Here is a 23314-nt window from a genome sequence, read left to right as displayed (position 1 = left end):
GGTTCTAAATGGCTTATTTTACATAGGAGGCTTTATTGAGGTAATCGAAACTTTGTTTGACGCTTTCCAAGGGCTCAAAATTGTATCTTTCCACTTCAACAAAATAGTCTTTCATGCCCTGTTTGTAGGCTGCTTCAAAAATGGCCTTAAAGTCCAAGGTGCCACTTGCACCGATCTCTTCTTCATCCTTAATGTGTACCACAGGAAAACGTCCTGCATACTTTTCGAGGTAATCCACTGGATCCTGCCCCCCTTTCTGAGCCCAATATACGTCCAGCTCAAAACAGACCAGTTTGGGGTCAGTATACGCAATCATGTGATCCATCATAATCTTGCCTTCAATGGCCTCGAATTCACGGGCATGGTTATGAAAGCCAAATTGAAGGCCTGATTTTTTGGTAATTTCCCCAATGGCATTATAATACTCACACCAGACATCCAGTTCTTTCAAGGTTGTTGGAATCGGCATGGAAGGTTTGATCAGGTATTTTGCCCCCATAATCTTATGGTCATCAGCTGCTTTTTTCCACCAATCCAATGCCTCCTCTTTTTTGGCAGGATCATAAGTTCTTGGACCACCCACATGGGCACTTCTCAATTTCATTCCCAAATCCTGAATATAGTTTTTGAAAAATACCGGTTCCATTCCATAGACTTTTCCATCTGCATAATTGGCCGCTTCCAAACTTTTATATCCTATGGAGGCTACCATCCTTAAGGTTCCCTGAGGATCTTCTTTCATGTCTTCCCGGACAGAATAGAGTTGTAAACCAATTGGTTTTTTGGCAAGGCTGTTGGCAAATATATTTGAAGGCTTAAGCAAGGAAGTCAAGGCCAAGGCTCCTGAAGCTTTTAAGAAATCTCTTCTTTTGTTCATAGTAGTAGGTATTATAATGAATAACCGTTTTCGTAATTGTAATGCAATTTGGATTGGGCTTCCCAATCATTGGGGAATGTCTGATTTACAGGGTCCCAATCCAGTGGCCTTCCCAAAACATTGGCAATATTGCCTATGGTACAGACAACACAGGTGCTGTGCCCAACTTCCACAGGTACTATCGGATCCTTTCTTTTGATGACTGAATCAATAAAGTCCCAATAATGGGGGGGATAGCCTAAATTAGGCCTTTCCATAGTGGGTTTTAAACTTTCATCAGAGGAATCAAAATTTCCTCGGGAAACTTTGATCCAGCCTTTATCTCCCAAAAATTTCACCCCTTGCCTGCCTTCATCAAAGGGCCCGACTACCATTTCCACGCCATTGGCATAATGATAAGTCAGAGGTTTGTCACCTGTTCCAGGAATGACTTTAACAGGACCACTTCTGTCCATTCCTAATCCCCATTGGGCAATATCAAACATATGTGCGCCCCAATCGGTCATATAACCGCCTCCAGTTTCCCTAAACCATCTCCAAGCACCCCAAAGCTTTTCATTTTCTTCAGGATCCAGGGAAATCGGGGGATTAAGCTGCTCATTGAAATGCATTTCAGGTAAAGGTCCCAGCCAGGCCTTCCAATCTAAACCTTTGGGAATGTCCTGTTTTTCAAGATCAAAAGGTCTTGGATGCTCTGGCTGACCGACATGAACCAGTACTTTTTCCACTTTACCAATCCTTCCTTTGAGTACCATTCTGGCGGCATGCTGGAAATTCACATCTGAGCGCTGCTGACTGCCTACAGCCAGGATTGCTCCGTTTTTCCTGACCGCCCTGACCAATTCTTGACCTTCTTTGACTGTCAGGGTCAGAGGTTTTTCCAAATAAACATCCTTTCCGGCATTGCAGGCATCAATGGCCATAAGGGCATGCCAGTGATCCGGAGAGGCAATGACCACTGCATCAATATCCGGTCTTGCTAAAAGATCTTTGTAATTGGAATATACATCAATTTTAGGAGCAGGTTTGCCCAGTTCACCACTGATTCGGTTAACCCTTTTTTTGAATCTCTCCCTTTTGATTTCATAAACATCTGCACAGGCTAAAACTTCCACTCCGGGAATTCTCATCATACCGTTGAGAATTCCCATGGCCTGTCTTCCCACACCGATAAATCCAAGCCTAACCTGTTGAATATCTTCTAATGATATTGGGGAATTTGCTGTACTAAGACCTGGTATTAAAGAAAGTCCTGCCGCGCCAAGTATAGAGGTCCCCAGAAATTTTCTTCGGGAAAATCGATAATTACTGAATTTCATGTTACAATGGGTTTAAGGTTCATTTCTCCAAAAGAAATATTCATCCCATAAGCATGAAATATTTGTGTCTTTTGGAAAAGATCAGTATAATATTACTTCAATTTAGTCTTTGTTAAAAATTTAAAATATTAAAAATCAGTTTGCCCAGACTTTAGTTTGATAAAAGGCCTGATCAATATTTGTGAGGTATGGACTACAAACCTAAAATTCTTGTGATAGGAAGTGCTAATATGGATATGGTTATCCAATCTGATCACTTTCCTTCACCAGGTGAAACAATCATTGGAGGTAAGTTTTCTTTGATACCAGGAGGAAAAGGGGCCAATCAAGCGGTCGCTGCTGCCCGGGTGGGGGGAGAGGTCAGTTTCATTTCCAAATTGGGGAAAGATTTGTTTGGTGAAACTAATTTGGAAAACTTCAAAAATGAAGGAATAGATACATCACTCATCAAGCAAATACCAGATCAACCCTCAGGAGTTGCTTTGATTACCGTTGACAGCTCTGGGGAAAACACCATTATCGTTGCCCCCGGAGCTAATTCTCACATATCCACAGTTGACATTCAAGCTGCAGATTCCCATTTTGAGCATGCAGCTATCATTCTTACCCAATTGGAAATACCTTTGCCTACTGTATTATCCTGTATTGAAAAGGCCAAAAAGAAAGGGAAACCTTTGATTCTTAATCCTGCACCCGCCACGGATTTGTCAGAGGCTTTTTTTGAAGGATTGTTTATGATCACACCTAATGAAACCGAGGCAGAATTGCTCACCGGTATACAAATCAGAGATGATGATTCAGCAGAATCCGCTGCAAAGGCTCTTTTTGGTAAGGGAGTCCAAAATGTAATTATCACCTTAGGAGCAGGAGGCGCCTTTGTCTATACTGAAGGTTTCAAAGGCAGAATCCCAACTAAAAAAGTACAGGCGGTGGATAGTACTGCAGCAGGAGATACTTTCAACGGGGCCCTGGCAGTGGCTTTGGCAAAAGGGGAAAGCATTGAAAAGGCGGTTCAATTTGCCCTAAAAGCAGCTACTTTATCGGTACAGCGGATGGGGGCACAGTCTTCTATCCCTACTTTAGAAGAGCTTTCTCTGAAAAACTAAAACCAGCAAACATGAAATCAAAAATATGGATTTCTTTAATTGCTTTCCTTTGTTCAGGATTTGCCTTTGTATTCCCATGGAAACATGAAATCAAAAATGACTCGGTTATCCGAAAAACCAAGGTAAGTATAGAAGGGGATAAATTCCTGATCAATGGAACACCTACCTATCAAGGTCAATTTTGGAATTCGTCCAGTGGAAAATCTTTTCCAATTGAAGGATTATTGTTCAACTCCAGGATGGTACAGGGGATTTTTGATGACCTCAATGAAAAAACCAGTGGACAATGGAACTATCCTGATACCAAGAAATGGGATGCTGATAGAAATACCGAAGAATTTATTCGGGCTATGCCTTCTTGGAAAGAACATGGGCTTCTTGGTTTTACCCTCAACCTTCAGGGGGGATGCCCCTATGGATACTGTAAAGGTTTTCCATGGGACAATTCAGCTTTTAATCCTGATGGATCACTCAGGGATTCTTTCATGAACCGGGCCGAAAGCATTATAGACAAAGCTGACGATCTTGGCATGGTAGTTATTTTGGGTTTATTTTATTTTGGGGAAGACCAGTCACTTATTGATGAAGAAGCGGTAAAAACCGCCGTCAAAAATGCAGTTCTTTGGGTTTTAGAAAAAGGCTATTCCAATGTCCTAATAGAAATCAACAATGAATGCTCTGTGCCTGCTTATGATCATGATATCCTTAAATGTCATAGGGTGCATGAATTAATCAGTTTGGCCAAAGAAATAGTCAGGAATGAAAAAAGGCTTTATGTTTCCACTTCTTTAGCAGGGGGCCAAGTACCACTTGATGAAATAGTAGCCCTCTCAGATTTTATATTAATACATGGGAATGGGGTCCAAAACCCAGAACGAATTCAGGAGATCTCTGAGGAAATAAGATCAAAATCCATCTACTCTCCCAAACCCCTGGTAAACAATGAAGATGATATTCCATGGAGGAATCCAGATCAAGGCTGGCAAACACGAGATAACAATTTTGTAGCAAGTGTGGAGAACTTTACTTCTTGGGGATATTTTGATTTTAGACTTCCTGAAGAAAACCATGATTATAACCTTGGTTACCAAAGTATTCCTGTGAATTGGCAGATTTCCTCTGATAGAAAAAGCAGGTTTTTTAATTTGTTGGCCCAAATTACCGGTAGTCCGGGAACCCCAAAGTTGGTTCTTGATTTTTCTGGAAATTTCGGGGAGGTTAAAAAAATTTTGGTCTCGGGAGGGCCGGATAAAATCCAAATTATTCAATTTGAATGGATAATCAATAATAAAATTGTGGCCCGAAATAGCGAAATCCCGGAGACTTTTGACTTCAGGGCTTTTTCTCAGTCCGAACTTGGTCAGGAACATTGGATCAAGGGAAGGCTAACCTATAAGTTTGAGCAAAAAGAAATAATAGTAGAAAGCCCATATTATAAAAATCCTTGGTGGCCTTATGGTGGGCAACCTTGAAAAAATAAGATGAAATGCTACCTGTACAATCAATCAGAGCCTGTTTCCTAAATCATTTTGCACTTGCTGTTGTGCTGCTTTTTATGGCTTGCCAATCAAGCGATTCTGAACAAACAGACCACCCATCAGAAAAAATACGGACTGTTATTCTCACGGATATGACCCATGATGATGGCAATTCCCTAATCCGGTATTTGTACTATGGTTCCTATTTTGATCTGGAAGCCCTAATCATTACCAATCAATTGCCTGATTATATCCATGATGATCCCGGTCCATGGAACAAAGCCATGTCTGTTCTCCATGCTTACCGTGAAGAATTGCCCCAATTACACAAACATGATCCTGGGTTGCCATCTTATGAAGACCTGATGGCCGTTACCAGACAAGGTAGGGGTGCGCTTCCTATAATATGGCTTACCAATACCCTGGAATTCTCGAATAATATTGCTGATCGTTATGTTACGAGTTCCTGGGATTCCATCTATTATCATGATTGGATTGGGGAAGGACTCACGCCACATGGGGAACCCAAAGATTCAGAGGGAAGTGATTTTTTGGTCCGGGTATTTGAAAAAGAAGACGATAGGCCCATATTCATACAGGCATGGGGAGGTACCATTACTTTTGTACAGGCCCTTCATCGCTTTAGGGAAAAACATGGGGAAGAAAAATTCCAGCAATTGTTGCCCAAATTGAACTTGTTTGGGATTTTGTTCCAGGACATTTCATTTGAATTTTTTGCAGACTTTGTCAAAATGCAGGAGGAAACCTGCGCGGAATTTGGGACAGCCATTCCAACTTATGGAGAAAAGCCTGTTGAACTGGGCATGGTACTTTACGATAATGGCCACTTTTGGCATTATGTCTGGAGCCGGGATCCGAATTGGAAAAAACCCATCGGGCCTTCAGATGTCAATGGGCATGGCCCCATGTCTGAAATTTATGACAATGGGGGGGAGGGGGATAGCCCTTCATTTTTTTACCTTTTGAGTTCGGTTTTTGGCTTGAATGATCCTCTTGATCCTACCCAGGGAAGTTGGGGGTCAAGATTTCAGCAGATGGGAGAAGGCTTTCCAAAAAATTACTATTATACCTGCGGAATTGAACAGACGGAACTAAGTAGATGGGATGAGGCAGTGACGAACAATTTCAAGAACAGGCTTCTTTGGTCCACCAAGGAACCTGGGGAAGTGAACAGAGAACCCCTTGCTTTAGTCAATGGAAATGCTTCCAAAGAAACGATAAATCTCAAAGTAAAACCAGGGGAAAAAGTTAAATTGGATGCAAATGCTTCTAAAGATCCAGACGGAGATCCACTCAGCTTTCAATGGTTCCGGTATGATTTGGCGGACACCTATGAAGGGGAATTTCAAATTTCCAATCCCCAAAGTCCAGTACAGGAGTTCAGTATACCCGAGGATTTGGGGTCTAAAAACATTCATTTAATCCTGGAAGTAAAAGATCGGGGAGAGCCCTATTTAGTGAGTTACCGAAGGGTAATTATAAGTGCCCGATAAGCTATTAAACGAAAAAAATACATAACCATGAGGAAACTTATTTTACCCATTGCATCCCTTTTGCTTTTTTCCTGCCAGCCAGGAGAAAAAGTGGCTGAGGAAACTTCTGCTCCTGAAACATCCCCCAAGGTCCGTTTGATTTATGATACCGATGCCAATAATGAGCTGGATGATCAATTCGCTTTGATGTACTTATTGGTCAATGTCCCTACTTTTGACCTGGAAGGAGTGACCGTCAATGCAACCAAAAGTGGAGGCAACATTGATATGCATTATGAAGAAGCTAAGAGAATTTTGCAACTTGGCCAGCGTTTTGGACAAATACCCCTGTTGAAAGGAGCAGATGGTTCATTTGAAGCTATCCGGACAAGCGTTCAGAATCAGGATTTTGATGGAAAAGAAGGAGTAGACTTTATCATTGAACAAGCCAATAGACCACATGATCAGGAGTTGGTTATACTTGCTGTGGGCAAATTGACCAATGTGGCTTTGGCACTGGAAAAAGACCCCACTATTGCATCCAAAATGCGGGTAGTTTGGTTGGGGTCCAACTATCCCAAACCAGGGGAATACAATCAGGACAACGATACTGTTTCCATGAATTTTGTACTGAACACCAAGGTCCCATTTGAAATGGTCACGGTACGGTATGGAGAACCCAGTGGTACTGATGCAGTGAAGGTTACCCAAGCCGAAATCAATGAAAAAATGCCGGGAATGGGTCCGCAGATTGATACACCCATCATAGGGAGGCATGGAGGTGAATTTATCAATTTTGGCGACTATGCCATCAGCCTATTCGAACATATAGATTACCATGGAGACCCTCCTTCAAGGGCTTTGTTTGATATGGTAGCAGCAGCCATTTTGAAAAATCCTACCTGGGGTGAAAAAAGAGAGATTCCAGCTCCTATCCTGATAGATAATCAGTGGATAGAAAGGCAGGAAAATTCCCGAAAAATTATGCTTTGGGAAAACTTTGATAGGGATGCTGTTATCCAGGACTTTTACCATACCCTCAAAAATTATCAATTGGTGGACCCTAAATAATCACCCTCATGTTTATCATCGAATCCTATTCCACTGCCGTTCTATTTTGCATCATTACCATGCTCTGTTGGGGTTCTTGGGCCAATACCCAAAAACTGGCAGGAACCCAATGGCGTTTTGAGCTCTTTTATTGGGATTATGTGATTGGAATTGTTCTTTTGGCACTATTATTTGGTTATACCTTGGGCAGCACGGGAGAAGAAGGAAGGAGTTTTGCAGAGGATCTTTTTCAGGCTGACCGAAAGAGTTATGCTTTGGCATTTGTCGGTGGGGTTATTTTTAACCTGGCCAATATCCTGATTGTCGCAGCCATAGCTTATGCCGGTATGTCTGTGGCTTTTCCGGTAGGTATAGGATTGGCTTTGGTGCTTGGGGTAATTGTCAATTATTTCTCTACCCAGAAAGGGGATCCAATTTTATTGTTTGCCGGTGTAAGCTTGGTAGTGATTGCTATTATCATGGATGCCCTGGCTTACAAAAAGTTGGCCGGTACCGAGCGTAAAAATCCTAAAGTGGGATTAATGCTGGCTATGGTGGGCGGTTTTTTGATGTCTTTCTTCTACTTTTTTGTCGCACAGTCCATGTCCTTGGATTTTTCCAGACCTGAATTAGGAAAATTTACACCGTATGGGGCGGTATTTGTTTTTTCAATAGGCATCCTGATGAGCAATTTTGTTTTCAATACTATACTGATGAAAAAGCCTATCGAAGGCTCAAAGCTCTATGGGTCGGATTATTTTAAAGGGGGCATTCCCGTCCACTTGGTAGGTATTCTGGGAGGGATTATCTGGTGTGTGGGAATGTCATTTAGCATTATTGCCGCTGAGAAAGCCGGTCCCGCCATCTCTTATGGTTTGGGTCAGGGAGCTACTATGGTAGCGGCATTTTGGGGCGTCTTTATATGGAGAGAATTCAAAAATGCTCCAAAAGGAACTAACCTCTTGCTAACAGGGATGTTCCTGCTCTTCATTCTCGGTTTGGGAATGATTGTATATGCAGGGGTTTAACAGCAAGTTATAACTTAGGTCTGTAAGATAAAACTCAATAAATATTACTTTTCAAGTACCGAATCTGTTTACTTTTTACTTGGTACATAGTACAATAATATTATTTCTCCCCTGTCAATCCTAAAAAGCCTCCTCTACATCATATTTCCAAAGATAAAAACTGGCCCTTTCCAACCCCTCAAATGATCTTCCAGGATTGGTTCGGATCATGACGCGGTTGCCCTCATCATCTGCCAATTTCACCATCTGATGACTTCCAAAATAGGAGATTTTTTCAATTTTTCCTGTAAGTTGCTGCCCAACCCGCTGTACCACTTCTCCATGTTCAGGTCTGAAAAGTAACTTCACTTTGGAAGTATATTTTTTAGCTTCGGGGTCATTGATAAAACCAAATGTGGTGTAAAATCCTTCTTCACTGGGGATGGCTGTCATTTCATTCCGCTTTCCAAAAAAGTTGGCCACATAAGGATTAATAGGATTTTCATACAGCACTTTCGGAATGTCGATTTGCTGGAGGTATCCTTTATGCAGGATTGCTATTCTATCTGCGGTAGATAAAGCATCTTTGGTATCATGGGTAACAAAAATGGCGGTAATTCCGGTTTTTTTGATAATCTGACGGATCTCCTCCCTTACCTGGTCTTTCAATAGGGCATCCAGGTTACTAAAGGGTTCGTCCATTAAGAGTATCTTAGGATTAGGTGCAATCGCCCTTGCTAAAGCCACTCTTTGTTGTTGTCCACCCGAAAGCTGATGTGGATATTTCTTGAAATCTTCATTCAGTCCAACCAATTTCAACGTTTCTTTGGCCTTTTGATCTGCATCCCCTTTCTTCAGCCCAAATTTAACATTTTCCAAAATCGTTAGATGGGGGAAAAGCGCATAATCCTGAAAAACCATACCTACCTTTCTTTCATGGGCAGGCACTGATTTTATTCCCTCTACGATGATTTGGCCTGAAAGGGAAATCATTCCCGAATCGGGATGTTCCAATCCTGCAATCAGCCGGAGCAAGGTAGTTTTACCTGAACCACTTTCGCCCACCAAAGCCAATATCTCTCCTTCTTCCACTTCAAAGGAAACATCATTGATGGCAAATTCCTGCTCTTGATGGTATTTTTTAGTGACGTGAAGAAGGGATAAAATACTCATTCGATGGGAAAATTTCTTGCTATTTGATTAATCTGTTTAGGAAGATTATGGGGATGATACCTGTAAGAATAATAATTAAAGCAGCATTTGCAGATTCTGCAATCATTTCATTGGTTGCCATATCGAATGCTTTGGTGGCAAGGGTTTGATAGTTGAAAGGACGAAGTATCAAAGTTAAGGGTAATTCTTTTAATACATCTACGAAGACAAGGATAATACCGGATACCAGACTGGTCTTGATCAATGGAAGATCTATTTTCCATAATGTCTTTGTACTCTTGATTCCCAAAAGTCTACTGGCTTCGTTGACATGGATTCCTATTTTTTGAAATCCGGCATCTACAGGATTATACCCTACGGCCATAAAACGTACGATATAGGCAAATACCAGGGCAAAGAGGGTTCCCGAGAAAAGTAATCCTGCCGTTTTGGAAGTAATCAAAGTGCCATAGATCCATTTGTCCAAAGCAATAAATGGTATCATGACTCCAACGGCAATTACTGCACCGGGGATAGCATAACCCAAAGTTGCAATTTTAGTAATGTTTTTGACCCATTTGAAGGGACTAAGGCGCAATGCATACAGTAATATTACTGAGAAGCAAACTATTAATATGCCACTGAATGCCGCCAGACCAAAACTTCTGTAGATAAGAATGAAAAAATCCTGATTGATGACTTTGGAATAGGTCAAACTTACCCAGTGAATGAGTTGCAGGAAAGGAAATAAGAAACTGATAAGGAAAATCAGGGTACATATTGCCGTATAACCCATTTTTTTTCCCCAAGAGGGTTGAAGTCTTGCCGTGGGCCTTCGTGTGCCATGTACGGAAGAAAATCTTCTTTGACCCCTTTGCAATGATTCCAAGTAAAGGATCACAAATACAAGAACCATCAATATGGCCGCAAGATAGATAGCTGTAGAAGAATCGCCGAGTGAAAACCAAGCCCTGAAAATTCCCGTTGTAAAGGTATTGACTCCAAAATATTTTACTGTTCCATAATCATTCAACACTTCCATGGAAGCCAATGCAATGCCAGCCACTATAGCTGGTCTGGCCATAGGAAGTGCTACTTTAAAGAATGTTTTCAACCTGTTGGTTCCTAAAAGATATGAAGCTTCCTGTAAGGTTTTGGATTGCTGCACAAAGGAAGATCGGCTGATCAAAAAAACATAAGGAAATAAAGTAATGGACAGAATAAAAATTGCCCCAGGAAGGTTCATAATATCGATGACGCTTCCTTTAAAACTGATCTCAAAAGTATTTCTAAGAAAGACCTGCAAAGGACCGGTATAATCCAAAATGCCGACATAAGTATATGACATGATATACCCTGGAAACCCCAAAGGCAGAATGAGCAGCCATTCAAAATATTTCCTGCCTGGAAATTCATAATTGGAAACCAGCCATGCTGTACTTACACCCAATAAAAAAGTAAAGCAGGCAACCCCCAGCAAAAGTAGTATTGTGTTTTGAAAATATCCAAAAAGGAGGTTGTTGGCAATATGTGACCAACTCCCTCCCGGATTATCAAATAATTTAAAGAAAATGGTGAATAAGGGGGTTGCTACCAGCAATAAAATAAGCAGAGAGTAACCTGTCCACTTATTCCACCAATAATAATTTCTTTTAACAACTTCCAATTTTTCCTCTTATTTCCATCCCACTTTGTCAAAGATAATCACAGCATCACTATTGTTGTCACCCAGTACAGAAAGATTAAGGTCATCTGCTTTAAAAGATCCCCATTGCTTCAGTAAATCTGAAAATTCTGCTTTAGGATTGACAGGATATTCAAAGTTGATGTTGGCCAAAAATTCCTGGGATTCTTTAGTAGAAAGAAATTCAAGCAGTTTAATCGCATTGTCTTTATTTGGTGCATATTTGGTTACCCCTGCTCCGGAAATGTTGATGTGGGTTCCCCTATCCTCTTGGTTTGGAAAGAAAATAGAGATTTTCTCTGCTGCTTTTCTTTCTTCCTCATTGGCATCATTGAGCATAATACCGATATAATAAGTATTGACTATAGCTACATCACCTTCGCCTGCAGCCACAGCTTTTACCTGGTCACGGTCACTTCCCTTAGGTTCTCTGGCCATATTTGCCAATAGTGCAGCGGCCCATTGTTCTGCCGCTTCTTTGCCATCATTTGCAATAATGGAAGCCAAAAGGGACTGATTGTAAATATTTTCAGAGCTTCTAGTTAAAATTCTACCCTTCCATTTTTCCTCTGCCAATGCCTCATAAGTACTAAGTTCTTCCGGATTTACACGTTCATTGCTATAAGCCAGGATTCTGGCTCTGTAAGTCATTCCGAACCAATATCCTTCAGGATCGCGGAATTTTGAAGGGATATTGCTGTTTAAAGTTTCAGAAGTAACAGGTTGAAAAAGACCTTTTGATTCAGCACGGTGCAGACGTCCTGCATCAACGGTTATCAAAACATCAGCTGGGGAATTGGCTCCTTCAAGTTCCAGTTTTTGGATCAATTCATCTGCAGAAGCCGAAACAACATTAACTTTGATTCCAGTAGCCTCGGTAAACATGTCGAAAAGCTTTTGGTCTGCCTCATAGTGTCTGTGAGTATAAACATTGACTATTTCCTCCTTTTCTCCAGAGGAACCACAGGAAAGCAAAATAATGCCAAAACTGGCGATTAGGATAGATTTTAAGATATTTCTAAACATATGATTTTTGTTTGTCGGCCCGAAATTAATCATTATTTAAATCAAATCTAAATAAAAAGAAAAAGATTTTTATATTTGTAACCACTTCAGATATTGAAATTCAATAGCGGTTTTTATTTCCAATTTCCTTTGAAAAAATGACGATCCAACAACTTGAATATATCATCGCTGTGGATAAGTTCCGGCACTTTGGACAGGCAGCAGAATCGTGTTTTGTGACACAGCCAACCCTCAGCGCCCAAGTGAGCAAACTGGAAAAAGAACTGGAAATAATTTTATTTGACCGTTCTAAAATGCCGGTAATCACCACAGAAATCGGTTCACAGATTATTGAGCAGGCAAAACGGGTAGTTTCTGAAAGTAAAGGAATCTATGAACTCGTTTCCCATTTGAAGGGGGACATCAGTGGCGTGATTAAACTGGGAATTATACCAACTTTAGCGCCTTACCTTCTTCATCGATTCATTCAGGGATTTTTGGAAAAATACCCAAATGTGAAACTTCAGGTTGAAGAAATTGTAACCGAGGAAATTATCAAAAAATTAAAAAATGATGAATTGGATTTGGGAATTGTCGTGACTCCATTGGAAGAGAATGGTATACTGGAAAAGCCCATTTTTTACGAAAAATTCCTTGCATATATGTCAAAAGGCCATAAGCTTTTGGAAAAGGGGAAGTTAAAACAAAGTGACCTTGACAGCAATGATATGTGGATGCTGCAGCAAGGGCATTGCTTCCGGGATCAGGTACTGAATCTCTGTAATCGTGGTAAGTTTGAAAGGATGAATTTCCACTATGAAAGCGGCTCTTTGGAAGGACTGAAAAACATGGTCAATCAGTATAAAGGAATTACGCTTCTTCCTGAATTGTCCACGCTTTATTTAAGTGAGGAAGAAAAACAAAGGCTTCGCCGTTTTGAAGGAGATGAACCAACCCGCGAGGTAAGTATCGTCCTTACCCGAAGTTTTTTAAAGAAAAAATTGGTCGAATTGCTCTATAATGAAATCAGCGAATCCATTCCCCAGGAGATGACTTCCAAAGCTTATGGGAAGATGGTAAAATTTAAATAACTTTCTCAGATATTAGAATCTATCAGGAGAATATTACAAGTAGAAAAACTCCTATTTTTGAATCCAAATAGATGCCAACCTAAGCCATGGTAAAGAGACTGTTTTTTTTGATTTGGATTTTTTCTTTGAGTGCTTCAATTGCAAATTCCCAGAATTTCGTCAAAAAGTATATCAACAATATTTTTAACGATACCTCTGATATCAGCCAGCCTCAGTTTTTGGTTTACCCCACTTTGGCCTATGCCCCTGAAACCAGTTGGGAAATCGGATTTTCTTCTTTGTATGTTTATTATTCCAAAAGAGACACTACAAACAGGCTAAGCGAAATCAGCGGTTTCACCTTTGTAACCTTGGAGAATCAATATGGAATCTGGATTGACCATGCCATTTACTCGGATCAAAACAAATGGTTTTATCTGGGTAAAATCAGACTCCAAAGCTTTCCCTTGAAATACCATGGCATTGGCATGGATACACCTGAGGATTATCTGGCTCTCGTAGATGCCAACCAAATCATGATCAAAGAAAGGGTGTTAAGGGAAATTAAAAATAATTTCTATGGAGGCCTCGAGGTAGATTTCCAAAGACTTTCCCGGGTAGCATTTAAACCATCGGATGAAGCTCCTGTATTTGACATGCCTTTGGGTGCTGAAGGTTCCACCAATTTTGGTTTGGGTTTGGGTTTGGTATATGATGACCGGCACAATGTTCTGAATGTTAGAAATGGTAATTTTGCAGAATTGGCTTACATAAAATATATGCCGGGTTTAAGTACCTTTGACTTCAACACACTGATTTTGGACACCCGTATTTTTAGACCGATCGGAAAACAAAATGTACTTGCCTGGCAATTTTTGGGTCAGTTTAATTCAGGAGAAGTTCCTTTCAATCAGTTGGCGCTGATGGGAGGGGACAGTATGATGCGGGGTTATTATCTTGGAAGGTATAGGGATAAAAATCAATTGGCTACCCAATTGGAATTCCGGATGCTGCCCCTTCCCCTCAGCTTTTCAAAAAGAATAGGGGCTTCTGTCTTTGCAGGCACCGCTACGGTTTTCCCCGATTTTTCAAAAGCAGCCATCCAAAAGGTGGTCTGGTCAGCCGGAACAGGATTACGCTTTTTATTATTTCCGAAAAAAGACATCTATACCCGGCTGGATGTAGCTTTTACACAGGAAGGAACAGGGTTTTATCTGTTTATAGGGGAAGCCTTTTGAAATTTCAAATTACTAATTAGCAAATTACAAATTACCAAAATCCAAAAAGCAAAATTTCTTATCGTCATGTGGGCTCCAAAGTCCAGTACCCGATTTACTTTGGCAAACCGAGAATTTTTAATTTGCCTTTTATAGAAAGGCAAAGACATTAGATTTCCCGTCATCTTGAAGGAGGAACGATTGAAAGATCCTTGAAAAAAGGTAATGGGAAAAACTGAAGAGGATTTAATATCCCAATATCAAAATATCAATAAATATCTATTCAATTAAAGTAGCCCCAATTCCATTTCCTGCAGGGAAAGTAACTTTTTCAGGAGTGATTTGCACACCTTTGGCTATGTCCTCCTTCAATAGCATGGCACCGTCCATATCCACGTAATCCAACAAAGGCGCAATATGGGCAATAGCAGTAATTCCAACAGAGGATTCTGTCATGCAGCCTACCATGGTTTTCATACCCAAAGATTTGGCTTCTTGGATCATTCTCAACCCAGGAGTAATGCCTCCCGCTTTGACCAACTTGACATTGATGCCGTGAAAAAGCCCATGGCATTTTTTGACATCTGACTCCACAATACAACTCTCATCTGCTATCACAGGAAGTTTCGAGTACTTGTACACTTCCTTCATCCCCTCCAGATCATCCTTACCCAAAGGCTGTTCCATAAACTCCACATTCAACTTTGCCAATTCTTCAGAATTGCGGATTGCCTGCTCCACCGTCCAGGCACAGTTGGCATCTATCCGAAAAGGGGAGGAAGTATGTTTTCTCAACTCCCTGATGATGTCCAAATCATGATCCGTGCCTAATTTTATTTTATAAAGCGGCCAATCCACTTCTTTCATTTTGGCGACCATCTTTTCTATGCTGTCTATTCCAATGGTGAAGTTGGTGACTGGAATCCTTGTTGGATCCAGACCCAAATACTCATAAAGTTTTTGGCCTTTTTTCTTGGTAAAAATATCCCATGCAGCCATATCTAATGCACATTGGGCAAAAGGATTGTCCTCAAAAATAGCTTTCCCTTTTTCCCACAAATCTTCGGGAGTGCTCCAAGTCCCCTTCTCTACCAAATCTCTTGCCTGTTCCAATCGCTCACAGATATTTTCTGCTGTCATGCCATAAAAGGGATTGGTGGTGGTTTCCCCTAATCCATAGAACCCATCTTCTTCTAACTTCACAATGATGGTATCCTGAATATCCCTGCTTTGATGGGCAATGGTAAAAGTATGCTTTAAATGCAAGTCACGGACGAAGAAAGACAACTTCATAGAGAATATTTTGATTTTGGATCAAAAGTAAATTTATTTTTTTGCCTAAGTTCATAACTTAGACGAATAATTTTAAAGTAATCGGACCATGAATTTCCAAAAAATCTCCCTATTCAATATTGGACTCCTGTTAGTTTCTTTCTTTATTTTTTCCTGCCAAAAGGCAGAAATACAAAAGGAAATCCAAACAGATAAACTTGAAAAAGCCTTTGAGCTTTATCAGGAAAAATCTGTGAATCACAGAAGGTTCAAACATGATGAGGTTTTGCATTTGGTGAATCAAAGGAAAGGTGATTTTCAGGTAGAAGAAATCGGAAGATCGGTTATGGGAAAACCCATTTACCAGATGACCACAGGAAAAGGGCCGACCAAGGTCATGTTATGGTCCCAAATGCACGGAAATGAAAGTACAGCTACTATGGCTTTATTTGATCTGTTCAATTTCCTTGAGGGAGAAAATGACGGTTTGGATGAAATCCGCAATAAGCTGAAAGAAAACCTTACCCTTCGGTTTATCCCCATGGTTAACCCAGACGGAATGGATGAATGGATCAGAAGAAATGCCTTGGATATTGATTTGAACAGAGATGCCATCAAACTTGCCTCACCTGAGGCTGTGGTTTTGAAAAAAGCCAGGGAGGACTTTTCTCCTGAATTTGGGTTTAACCTCCATGACCAACAGGTTTATTACACTGCTGGAGAATCACCGACTCCTGCCACTATCTCTGTTTTGGCTCCGGCATACAATTATGAAACCGAGGTCAATGAGGTCAGGAAAAGGGCATTGCAGGTCATTGTGGGCATGAATAGGGTAATGCAGAAAATTGCCCCTGGACATGTGGGAAAATATGATGATGCTTTTGAACCCAGGGCATTTGGGGATAACTTCCAAAAATGGGGAACCAGTACAATTTTGATAGAATCAGGAGGATATCTCAATGATCCTGAAAAGCAGGTCATTAGGAAATTCAACTTTTTGATCATGCTTCACGCACTTCAGGAAATCGCAGAAAAAACTTATTCCTCATATTCTCTGGATGAGTATTACGCTATTCCTGATAATTCTACCCGCCTGATGGATTTGGTGATCCGAAATCTTGCCATGGAAAAAGAGGGCCATAACTTTGAAATTGATCTGGGGATCAGGAGAAGGGAAACAGATGCCGGAGGCGCTTATTTCGTGAATGGCGTGGTGGATGATTTGGGAGACCTGTCAATTTTTTATGGATATGAGGAACTGGATGCTTCAGGGATGGAAATAGTGGAAGGGAAAATTTATGGAGAAATTTTCAATTCTTTATCTGATATTTCTCCTCAAAAAGCCATGGATCTATTAAAGGAAGGTTATTTATCAATAAGGGTAAAAGAAGCCTTAGACAGGGAACTGCATGGTTTACCAATTCTGGTCATGAAAAACGAGAATGAGGTAACAATGGGTATCCGTACAGGGGGGAATCCAAATTTTTTCCTTTCCAAAAATGGGAAACTGAACTATGCGATTGTCAATGGATATTTGATCGACTTACAAAATCCAGGGAATCAGGTATACATGCAAAGGGTACTATAAATTGTTACTTTTTCTACAAAGCTTTAGAGATCAGGATATTATTTCTTATATTAAACCCCATGGTTTATTAAACTCTTTTTGTCTATGTCTACCCTGTTGATAATTCTGGCCATAGGATTGGCCATAGCATTTTATGCCATCGGCATTTATAACCGTTTGGTCAAATTGAAGACAACTGTATCTGAAGCCTGGAGTGGGATTGATGTCCAACTTAAAAAGAGATATGATCTTATCCCCAATCTGATCGAAACGGTTAAAGGTTATGCAAGCCATGAGAGAGAAACCTTCGAAAGTGTTACCAAAGCACGGGCAGCGGCTTTGGCTGCCAAAGGCGTAGAAAACCAACAGGCAGCAGAAAATACGCTAAGCCGTGCCATAACCGGATTGTTTGCAATAGCGGAACAATATCCTGAATTAAAATCCAACACTAATTTCTTACAGATGCAACAGGATCTTTCAGCCATTGAACAGGATATTGAAAGGTCGAGAAGATATTATAACGGATCTGTTAGGGATCAAAATATTTTGATTGATTCCTTCCCAAGTAACCTGGTGGCAAATGCTTTTGGATTCCAGAAGTCAGCTTTCTTTGAACTTGAAAATGAAGGGGAAAGGGCTGTACCAAAGGTAAGTTTCAAGTGAAAGGATTATTTTTTCTTTTTTCCTTATTCATCTCACTTCAGATTTTTGGACAGGAAGAGTATATCAGATCCTTTCATGCTGACCTTGAAGTTGACGAATCCAGTTTGTTGACGGTTACTGAGACCATCGAAATCTATGCTGCAGGAGATCAAATCCGAAGAGGTATTGTGAGAAGCCTTCCATTAAAAGGGACTGACTACCGATACAAAACAGTAAAGACGGATTACAAGGTTATCAGTGTGAAAATGAATGGTCAGGATGTTCCTTATGATACAGAGAAGAAACAGGGAAGTTTATATATTAATGTAGGAGACGATAGTTTTTTAGATCCAGGTTGGTATACCTTTCAAATTACCTATTCTGCGGAAGGGCAATTGGGTTATTTTGATGATTATGATGAATTGTATTGGAATGTAAACGGCTTTGGCTGGGTTTTTAGGATTGAAAATATTTCTGCGGCTGTTAAAGTCCCTAAAGGTGCTACATTCCTTCAAAATGCCTGTTATACCGGATATTCCGGATCCACCGAACAAAATTGCAGGACTGAAATGCTTCCTGACGGAAGAATGATATTCAGGGCTGAAAACCTGGCTTCCTATCAGAATCTTACCATAGCGGCAGGATTTCCGAAAGGGATTGTTAGCCCTCCCCCTCCCCCTACTTTTTGGGAAGAGTTTGGATTGTTGATATTTTCAGGGTTCACGGTAATTATCCTCCTATTATATTATGTCATAACATGGTCCAAATATGGAGTTGATCCACCCAACCCAACAGTGATACCTGAATTCGATCCTCCCTCAGGGCTATCCCCAGCTTCCATAGGGATGTTGCATAAAGGATATTTCTGGGGAGAATTGATTTCGGCCTCTATTGTTCATCTGGCGGTGAATGGCTACCTGAGGATTGAAGAAAAAAGCAAGGACCAATTATTTGGGATATTTAAATCTACTGAGTTCCATTTGGTAAAATTAAAGGAGGAAGATGATGCTTTGCCCAAAGAGGAAAGAAAACTCATGCAATATTTTTTCACCAACGGAAAAGTGGCGGTCATTGATGGAAAATACAGTAGCCATTTTAAAAGTATGTATCAAGCATATATGAACAGTTTGGTTACAGAACATACCCCTTTTTTAACCCAAGGCAGCAATTGGAAGTTTTGGATAGGGCCTATAATTATTTTTATTATTTATGCTTTTGTGGCCAGCAGATTTGATTTCAACCAATATGGCCCACCACCAACTTTTGATTTCAATATGGAAGATATTCCTATAGTGCCATTTGTTATTTTTTTCCTGGTATTTATGGTAATTTCCTTCATCAGAAAAAAATCGGCCAATTGGTTGTTTGTCTCATTGATTATGTTGGGATTTTTGGGCGGATCCTTTTTTCTGTTTTCCAAAAGCGCCATTTCTCTCAACAATTTTGTATTGGTAGCATTTATTGTATTTGCAGTGATTTCCTTTTTTACCTATATCTACCTTATCAGGAGACCCAGTGTGGAGAAGTTGGACCTTAGGGCAAAAATAGACGGCTTCAAGAGGTATTTGAGCACAGCGGAAGAAAGGCAGATTCAGATGTTCAATCCACCCCAAATGACTCCTGAAGTTTTTGAAAAACTCCTTCCCTATGCCATGGCTTTTAAAGTGGATAAAATATGGGGTCAAAAATTCCAGACTTTAATGGATAGGGCAAGCCTGCAAAACCAGCACAGGACCAGCTGGTATTCCGGTTCCCAGTCCTATTCCTATGGGGCTTTGGGTAACCATATCAACAGGTCGCTTACCAGTAGCATCAATCGTTCTTCAGGAACCAATAGCAGTGGAGGAAGTGGATCATCAGGCGGAGGTTCTTCCGGAGGAGGTAGAGGCGGCGGTGGCGGCGGCGGACGTTAATTTATTTCATCCCCACTATTTTCAGCTGAAATTTTATTGTAAATTTAAAGGAACAATCCATTTCTGATTTATGAAAAACCATCTGACGGCCATCATTTTTGCATTGGCAATTATCATTTCTGCTGCCCTTTTAGGTAATGCGGTCATTAACCGAAATAAGAAATCAGGAACCATTGATGTTACCGGTTTGGGCCAGAAAAATTTTACTTCGGACCTTGTGGTCTGGGAAGGGAATTTCAGTAGGGAGAATATGGAAATAAAAGTAGCATATGCTGAATTGGAAAAAGACAGAAAGGCTGTTTTGGATTATTTAGTGGCAAGGGGAATACCCAAAGAGAAAATCATATTTAAAGCGGTCAATACCAACCCACTTTACAGACAGAATTATAGCAGCTCGGGTAATTACATGGGACAGACTTTTCTGGGATATGAACTCAATCAGACCCTACAAATCGAATCAAATGAGGTGGATAAGGTAGAGCAGATTTCCCGGGAAATCACGGAGCTTTTACTTCAGGGGGTGAAGTTTTATTCCCAGCCACCCCGTTATTACTATACTGACCTTGAAAGTTTGAAGATTGAAATGATTTCCCGTGCGACAGAAGATGCCCGGGTCAGGGCTGAAAGAATTGCCGAAAATTCCGGATCAAAACTGGGAAGGTTGATTTCTGGAAATATGGGAATCTTTCAGATAACAGGACAAAACTCAACGGAAGAGTATTCCTGGGGAGGGACATTTAATACTTCTTCCAAGGAAAAAACGGCTTCTATTACCATGCGATTGAGTTACGGAGTGAAATAGAATAGCCAATAATTTTTTTGGAAACTTAAAATAAAAAAACCCGCAGATTCCTCCGCGGGTTAGCTTAAATATATTTTCAAGGTTTATCTTACTCTTTCCAATTGACTGAAATAAAAGTTGCCCTCAATCTCAGCATTTTCATCAGAGTCTGAACCATGTACTGCATTGGCCTCAATCGAGGTGGCAAAAATCTTTCTGATGGTTCCTTCAGCGGCATTGGCGGGATTGGTAGCGCCTATTAATGTCCTGAAATCTTCCACTGCATTTTCTTTTTCCAGAATGGCAGCAATAATAGGTCCTGAGGACATGTATTTGCATAAATCTGCATAAAAAGGTCTTTCCTTGTGCACGGCATAGAATTTACCTGCTAATTCCGGAGTGAGTTGTGTAGCTTTCATAGCTACTATTTTAAAACCTGCCTCTTCAATCATTTTCAATATTGCGCCTGAATTTCCTGCTCCGAAAGCATCTGGCTTAATCATCGTGAATGTTCTGTTTCCTGCCATTTTTTTGGACTTTAGTTCTGATTTTAATTTGGGTGCAAAAATAAGGGAAATCAGCTAAACTCCACATAAAGCTTTATAATTCTCTCCTATCTGTTTAAATAATAGGAATTTATGGGTATTGGGAATTTTAAAAAATATTACAGACCTTTGCGAACTATATTCCTTAATTGGAATATGCAAAAGCAATCAAATGCAGGAATTAGAGTCATTAAAAGATAGAATATCTTCTCCTCATAAAATAGTCATTACCACTCATCATAAGCCTGATGCGGATGCATTGGGTTCATCTTTGGGAATGGCTAACTATCTGAAAAAGAAAGGTCATGAGGTTACAGTAGTTACACCTTCGGATTATCCTTATTTTCTACAATGGATGAAGGGAAACGAGGAGGTCCTCAATTTTGAAGATCCAAATCAAAGGGCAAAAGCAGTTGAAAAAGTTCTGGCAGCAGATACCATATTCTGTATGGATTTTTCCTGTCTAAAAAGAGTACATGACCTATCCTCTTTTATTACAAAATCCAAAGCCTTTATTGTCAATATTGACCATCATCAGGATCCTAAAGATTTTGCAGATTTTCAATACCTAAGTACAAAAGCAGCGGCTACCTGTGAACTTGTATATGAACTGATCGTGAAATTGGGAGACAAGTCATTGATCGACAAAGATATCGCTGATTGTCTTTATGCTGGGATAATGACAGATACAGGAGGATTCAGACATCCGAATACTACCAAAAATGTTCACCTGATTACAGCGGAACTCATTGAATTAGGGGCAGATAATACCAGAATATCCCGCTTGATTTATGACACCAATTCTGTCAATAGGCTTAAATTTATTGGCTTTGCTATTACCAGAAGATTAACCATACTTGAAGATCTGCAAACTGCCTATTTTTCCATCAGTAAAAAAGATTTGCGTAAATACAGCTCTCAGACCGGGGATACTGAAGGTCTTGTAAACTATGCCCTTTCCTTGGATGGTATAAAAATTGCAGCCTTGTTTACCGAGAGGGAAGATGGTATCAAGATATCATTTCGTTCTACCGAAGATATTACGGTCAATAAATTTGCGGCTGAATTCTTTGATGGCGGAGGCCATAAGAATGCCGCAGGGGGTAAATCTTCTCTTTCCTTGAAGGAAACCACTGAAAAATTTGAAAAACTCATAAAAGAAAACCAAAAAACGCTCTTTAATAAATTAGAACTCATCCATGAAAAAAATTAAATCACTATTATTTTCTGTTGCTATGATGGCCATTGCCTTCAGCGCCATGTCCTGCAACAAAACCAAAACTACTTCTGATGGTATCGAATTCACCTACATTAAAGAAGGTGATGTAGCACCCAAAAACGGAGAGTTCGTCTTATACCATCTGGTTGTAAAAAACGATAAGGATTCTACCTTTATTTCTACTTATGATCAAAATATGCCTGCCTATCTTCAGTTTAACGATTCAATTCCAAGGCAGTCAGGAATGGATGAGATCTTCTTAGGATTGAAAAAAGGTGACAGTATTGCATTCGAGGCAAATGCACAAAAGGTATTCGGAGAAAATATGCCTTTCTTCTTACAAAATGATCAGAATGTTAAAATCAGTATCGGAGTAGTAGATGTTTTGGATTATGCAGGTGTGGAGGCCTATTTTACTGCCCTTCAGGAGGCTGAAATGAAAAAACAAGCTGAAAACTCTGTGAAGCAGCTTGAAATCGATACCCAGATTATTCAGGACTATATCACTGAAAAAAATATCAATGCTACCAGGACATCTTCAGGTTTATATTACGTCATTGAATCTGAAGGAAGTGGGGATGAGATTGAAAGCGGAGATTTGGCCTTCGTACATTATGCAGGATACCTCTTGGATGGCACTTTGTTTGACACTAGCATCAAGGAACTTGCACAAAGCAACGGTGTATATAATGAGCAAAGAGATAATATGGACGGATATTCTCCGCTTGAGGTACGCGTAGGAATGGGTCAGGTAATTCAGGGATGGGATGAAGGACTTGCCCTTTTGAAGAAAGGAGATAAGGCAAAATTTATTATTCCTTCTCCTTTGGCTTATGGAGATAGAAATGCGGGAGGTCCTATAAAACCAAACTCTGTGTTGGTCTTCGACGTAGAAATCACAGACGTTCAAAAATAAT

The 23314-nt window shown here is 40.3% G+C and carries 20 protein-coding genes; 13 read left to right on the top strand and 7 right to left on the bottom strand.

Annotated elements, in window-relative coordinates; translation table 11 throughout:
* Positions 1-13: 13 nt before the first annotated feature.
* Entirely contained in the window at positions 14-877 is an 864-nt protein-coding gene (locus ACFSKV_RS19730; protein WP_380806836.1) for a sugar phosphate isomerase/epimerase family protein, read from the bottom strand.
* Between the two features lie 11 nt (positions 878-888).
* The gene (locus ACFSKV_RS19725) at positions 889-2196 is read right to left on the bottom strand and encodes a Gfo/Idh/MocA family protein (RefSeq protein ID WP_380806835.1); all 1308 of its coding nucleotides are present in this window, start codon (positions 2194-2196) and stop codon (positions 889-891) included.
* 188 nt (positions 2197-2384) lie between these two features.
* On the opposite strand from ACFSKV_RS19725, the gene rbsK reads away from it, so the two are divergent.
* Genes rbsK through ACFSKV_RS19700 form a run of 5 tightly spaced genes read left to right on the top strand, consistent with a single transcriptional unit; the run spans position 2385 to position 8351 of the window.
* The gene (gene rbsK / locus ACFSKV_RS19720) at positions 2385-3302 is read left to right on the top strand and encodes a ribokinase (RefSeq protein WP_380806834.1); all 918 of its coding nucleotides are present in this window, start codon (positions 2385-2387) and stop codon (positions 3300-3302) included.
* Positions 3303-3313: 11 nt separating this feature from the next.
* Positions 3314-4774: a hypothetical protein gene (locus ACFSKV_RS19715; protein WP_380806831.1), complete on the top strand. Its 1461-nt coding sequence runs from the start codon at positions 3314-3316 to the stop codon at positions 4772-4774.
* 14 nt (positions 4775-4788) lie between these two features.
* Positions 4789-6294, top strand: a complete 1506-nt coding sequence (locus tag ACFSKV_RS19710) for a nucleoside hydrolase-like domain-containing protein (protein ID WP_380806829.1) — start codon at positions 4789-4791, stop codon at positions 6292-6294.
* A 27-nt stretch (positions 6295-6321) separates the two neighbouring features.
* On the top strand, positions 6322-7344 hold the full coding sequence (locus ACFSKV_RS19705; RefSeq protein ID WP_380806828.1) for a nucleoside hydrolase: 1023 nt from the start codon (positions 6322-6324) through the stop codon (positions 7342-7344).
* An 8-nt stretch (positions 7345-7352) separates the two neighbouring features.
* Complete coding sequence (locus tag ACFSKV_RS19700) at positions 7353-8351, top strand: GRP family sugar transporter (protein WP_380806827.1); 999 nt, start codon at positions 7353-7355, stop codon at positions 8349-8351.
* A gap of 120 nt (positions 8352-8471) precedes the next feature.
* Here ACFSKV_RS19700 and ACFSKV_RS19695 read toward each other — a convergent pair whose 3' ends face one another.
* The 3 genes from ACFSKV_RS19695 to ACFSKV_RS19685 are packed head-to-tail and all read right to left on the bottom strand — an operon-like array spanning position 8472 to position 12192.
* Positions 8472-9503, bottom strand: coding sequence for an ABC transporter ATP-binding protein (locus ACFSKV_RS19695; RefSeq protein WP_380806826.1), 1032 nt, complete (start codon positions 9501-9503; stop codon positions 8472-8474).
* Between the two features lie 19 nt (positions 9504-9522).
* Positions 9523-11148, bottom strand: coding sequence for an ABC transporter permease (locus tag ACFSKV_RS19690; RefSeq protein ID WP_380806825.1), 1626 nt, complete (start codon positions 11146-11148; stop codon positions 9523-9525).
* A 9-nt stretch (positions 11149-11157) separates the two neighbouring features.
* Positions 11158-12192, bottom strand: a complete 1035-nt coding sequence (locus tag ACFSKV_RS19685) for a Fe(3+) ABC transporter substrate-binding protein (RefSeq protein ID WP_380806824.1) — start codon at positions 12190-12192, stop codon at positions 11158-11160.
* Between the two features lie 137 nt (positions 12193-12329).
* Here ACFSKV_RS19685 and ACFSKV_RS19680 point away from each other — a divergent pair, with 137 nt between their 5' ends.
* Both ACFSKV_RS19680 and ACFSKV_RS19675 read left to right on the top strand, forming a co-directional pair.
* The gene (locus ACFSKV_RS19680) at positions 12330-13262 is read left to right on the top strand and encodes a hydrogen peroxide-inducible genes activator (RefSeq protein WP_380806822.1); all 933 of its coding nucleotides are present in this window, start codon (positions 12330-12332) and stop codon (positions 13260-13262) included.
* Between the two features lie 86 nt (positions 13263-13348).
* Complete coding sequence (locus ACFSKV_RS19675) at positions 13349-14479, top strand: BamA/TamA family outer membrane protein (protein ID WP_380806820.1); 1131 nt, start codon at positions 13349-13351, stop codon at positions 14477-14479.
* A gap of 258 nt (positions 14480-14737) precedes the next feature.
* On the opposite strand, the gene ACFSKV_RS19670 is transcribed toward ACFSKV_RS19675, so the two are convergent.
* A complete protein-coding gene (locus ACFSKV_RS19670; protein ID WP_380806818.1) occupies positions 14738-15751 on the bottom strand; it encodes a dipeptide epimerase in 1014 nt (337 codons plus the stop codon).
* A gap of 88 nt (positions 15752-15839) precedes the next feature.
* Between ACFSKV_RS19670 and ACFSKV_RS19665 the strand changes: the two genes are divergently transcribed.
* From ACFSKV_RS19665 to ACFSKV_RS19650, 4 genes are all read left to right on the top strand, one after another.
* Positions 15840-17318 carry a M14 family metallopeptidase gene (locus ACFSKV_RS19665; RefSeq protein WP_380806817.1) on the top strand — a complete coding sequence of 493 codons (1479 nt, stop codon included), beginning with the start codon at positions 15840-15842 and terminating at the stop codon, positions 17316-17318.
* Positions 17319-17402: 84 nt separating this feature from the next.
* Positions 17403-17960, top strand: coding sequence for a LemA family protein (locus ACFSKV_RS19660; RefSeq protein WP_380806815.1), 558 nt, complete (start codon positions 17403-17405; stop codon positions 17958-17960).
* Entirely contained in the window at positions 17957-19852 is a 1896-nt protein-coding gene (locus ACFSKV_RS19655) for a DUF2207 domain-containing protein (RefSeq protein WP_380806814.1), read from the top strand. Before ACFSKV_RS19660 ends, ACFSKV_RS19655 begins: the two co-directional genes overlap by 4 nt.
* A gap of 70 nt (positions 19853-19922) precedes the next feature.
* Positions 19923-20654 (top strand): SIMPL domain-containing protein, encoded by a 732-nt coding sequence (locus ACFSKV_RS19650; protein ID WP_380806813.1) that lies wholly within the window; start codon positions 19923-19925, stop codon positions 20652-20654.
* Positions 20655-20737: 83 nt separating this feature from the next.
* Here the strand turns inward: ACFSKV_RS19650 and ACFSKV_RS19645 are convergent, their stop codons facing one another.
* Positions 20738-21160, bottom strand: a complete 423-nt coding sequence (locus ACFSKV_RS19645; RefSeq protein WP_380806810.1) for a nucleoside-diphosphate kinase — start codon at positions 21158-21160, stop codon at positions 20738-20740.
* Between the two features lie 190 nt (positions 21161-21350).
* Between ACFSKV_RS19645 and ACFSKV_RS19640 the strand changes: the two genes are divergently transcribed.
* Both ACFSKV_RS19640 and ACFSKV_RS19635 read left to right on the top strand, forming a co-directional pair.
* The gene (locus ACFSKV_RS19640) at positions 21351-22391 is read left to right on the top strand and encodes a DHH family phosphoesterase (RefSeq protein WP_380806807.1); all 1041 of its coding nucleotides are present in this window, start codon (positions 21351-21353) and stop codon (positions 22389-22391) included.
* Positions 22378-23313 (top strand): FKBP-type peptidyl-prolyl cis-trans isomerase, encoded by a 936-nt coding sequence (locus ACFSKV_RS19635; protein WP_380806805.1) that lies wholly within the window; start codon positions 22378-22380, stop codon positions 23311-23313. The genes ACFSKV_RS19640 and ACFSKV_RS19635 overlap by 14 nt, the downstream gene beginning before the upstream one ends.
* Position 23314: the final 1 nt, after the last annotated feature.

The organism is Shivajiella indica (assembly GCF_042683085.1).
Taxonomy (GTDB): Bacteria; Bacteroidota; Bacteroidia; order Cytophagales; family Cyclobacteriaceae; genus Shivajiella; species Shivajiella indica.
The sequence above is the reverse complement of the archived record's forward strand: the minus strand, read 5'-3'. Positions and strand labels throughout refer to the sequence as shown.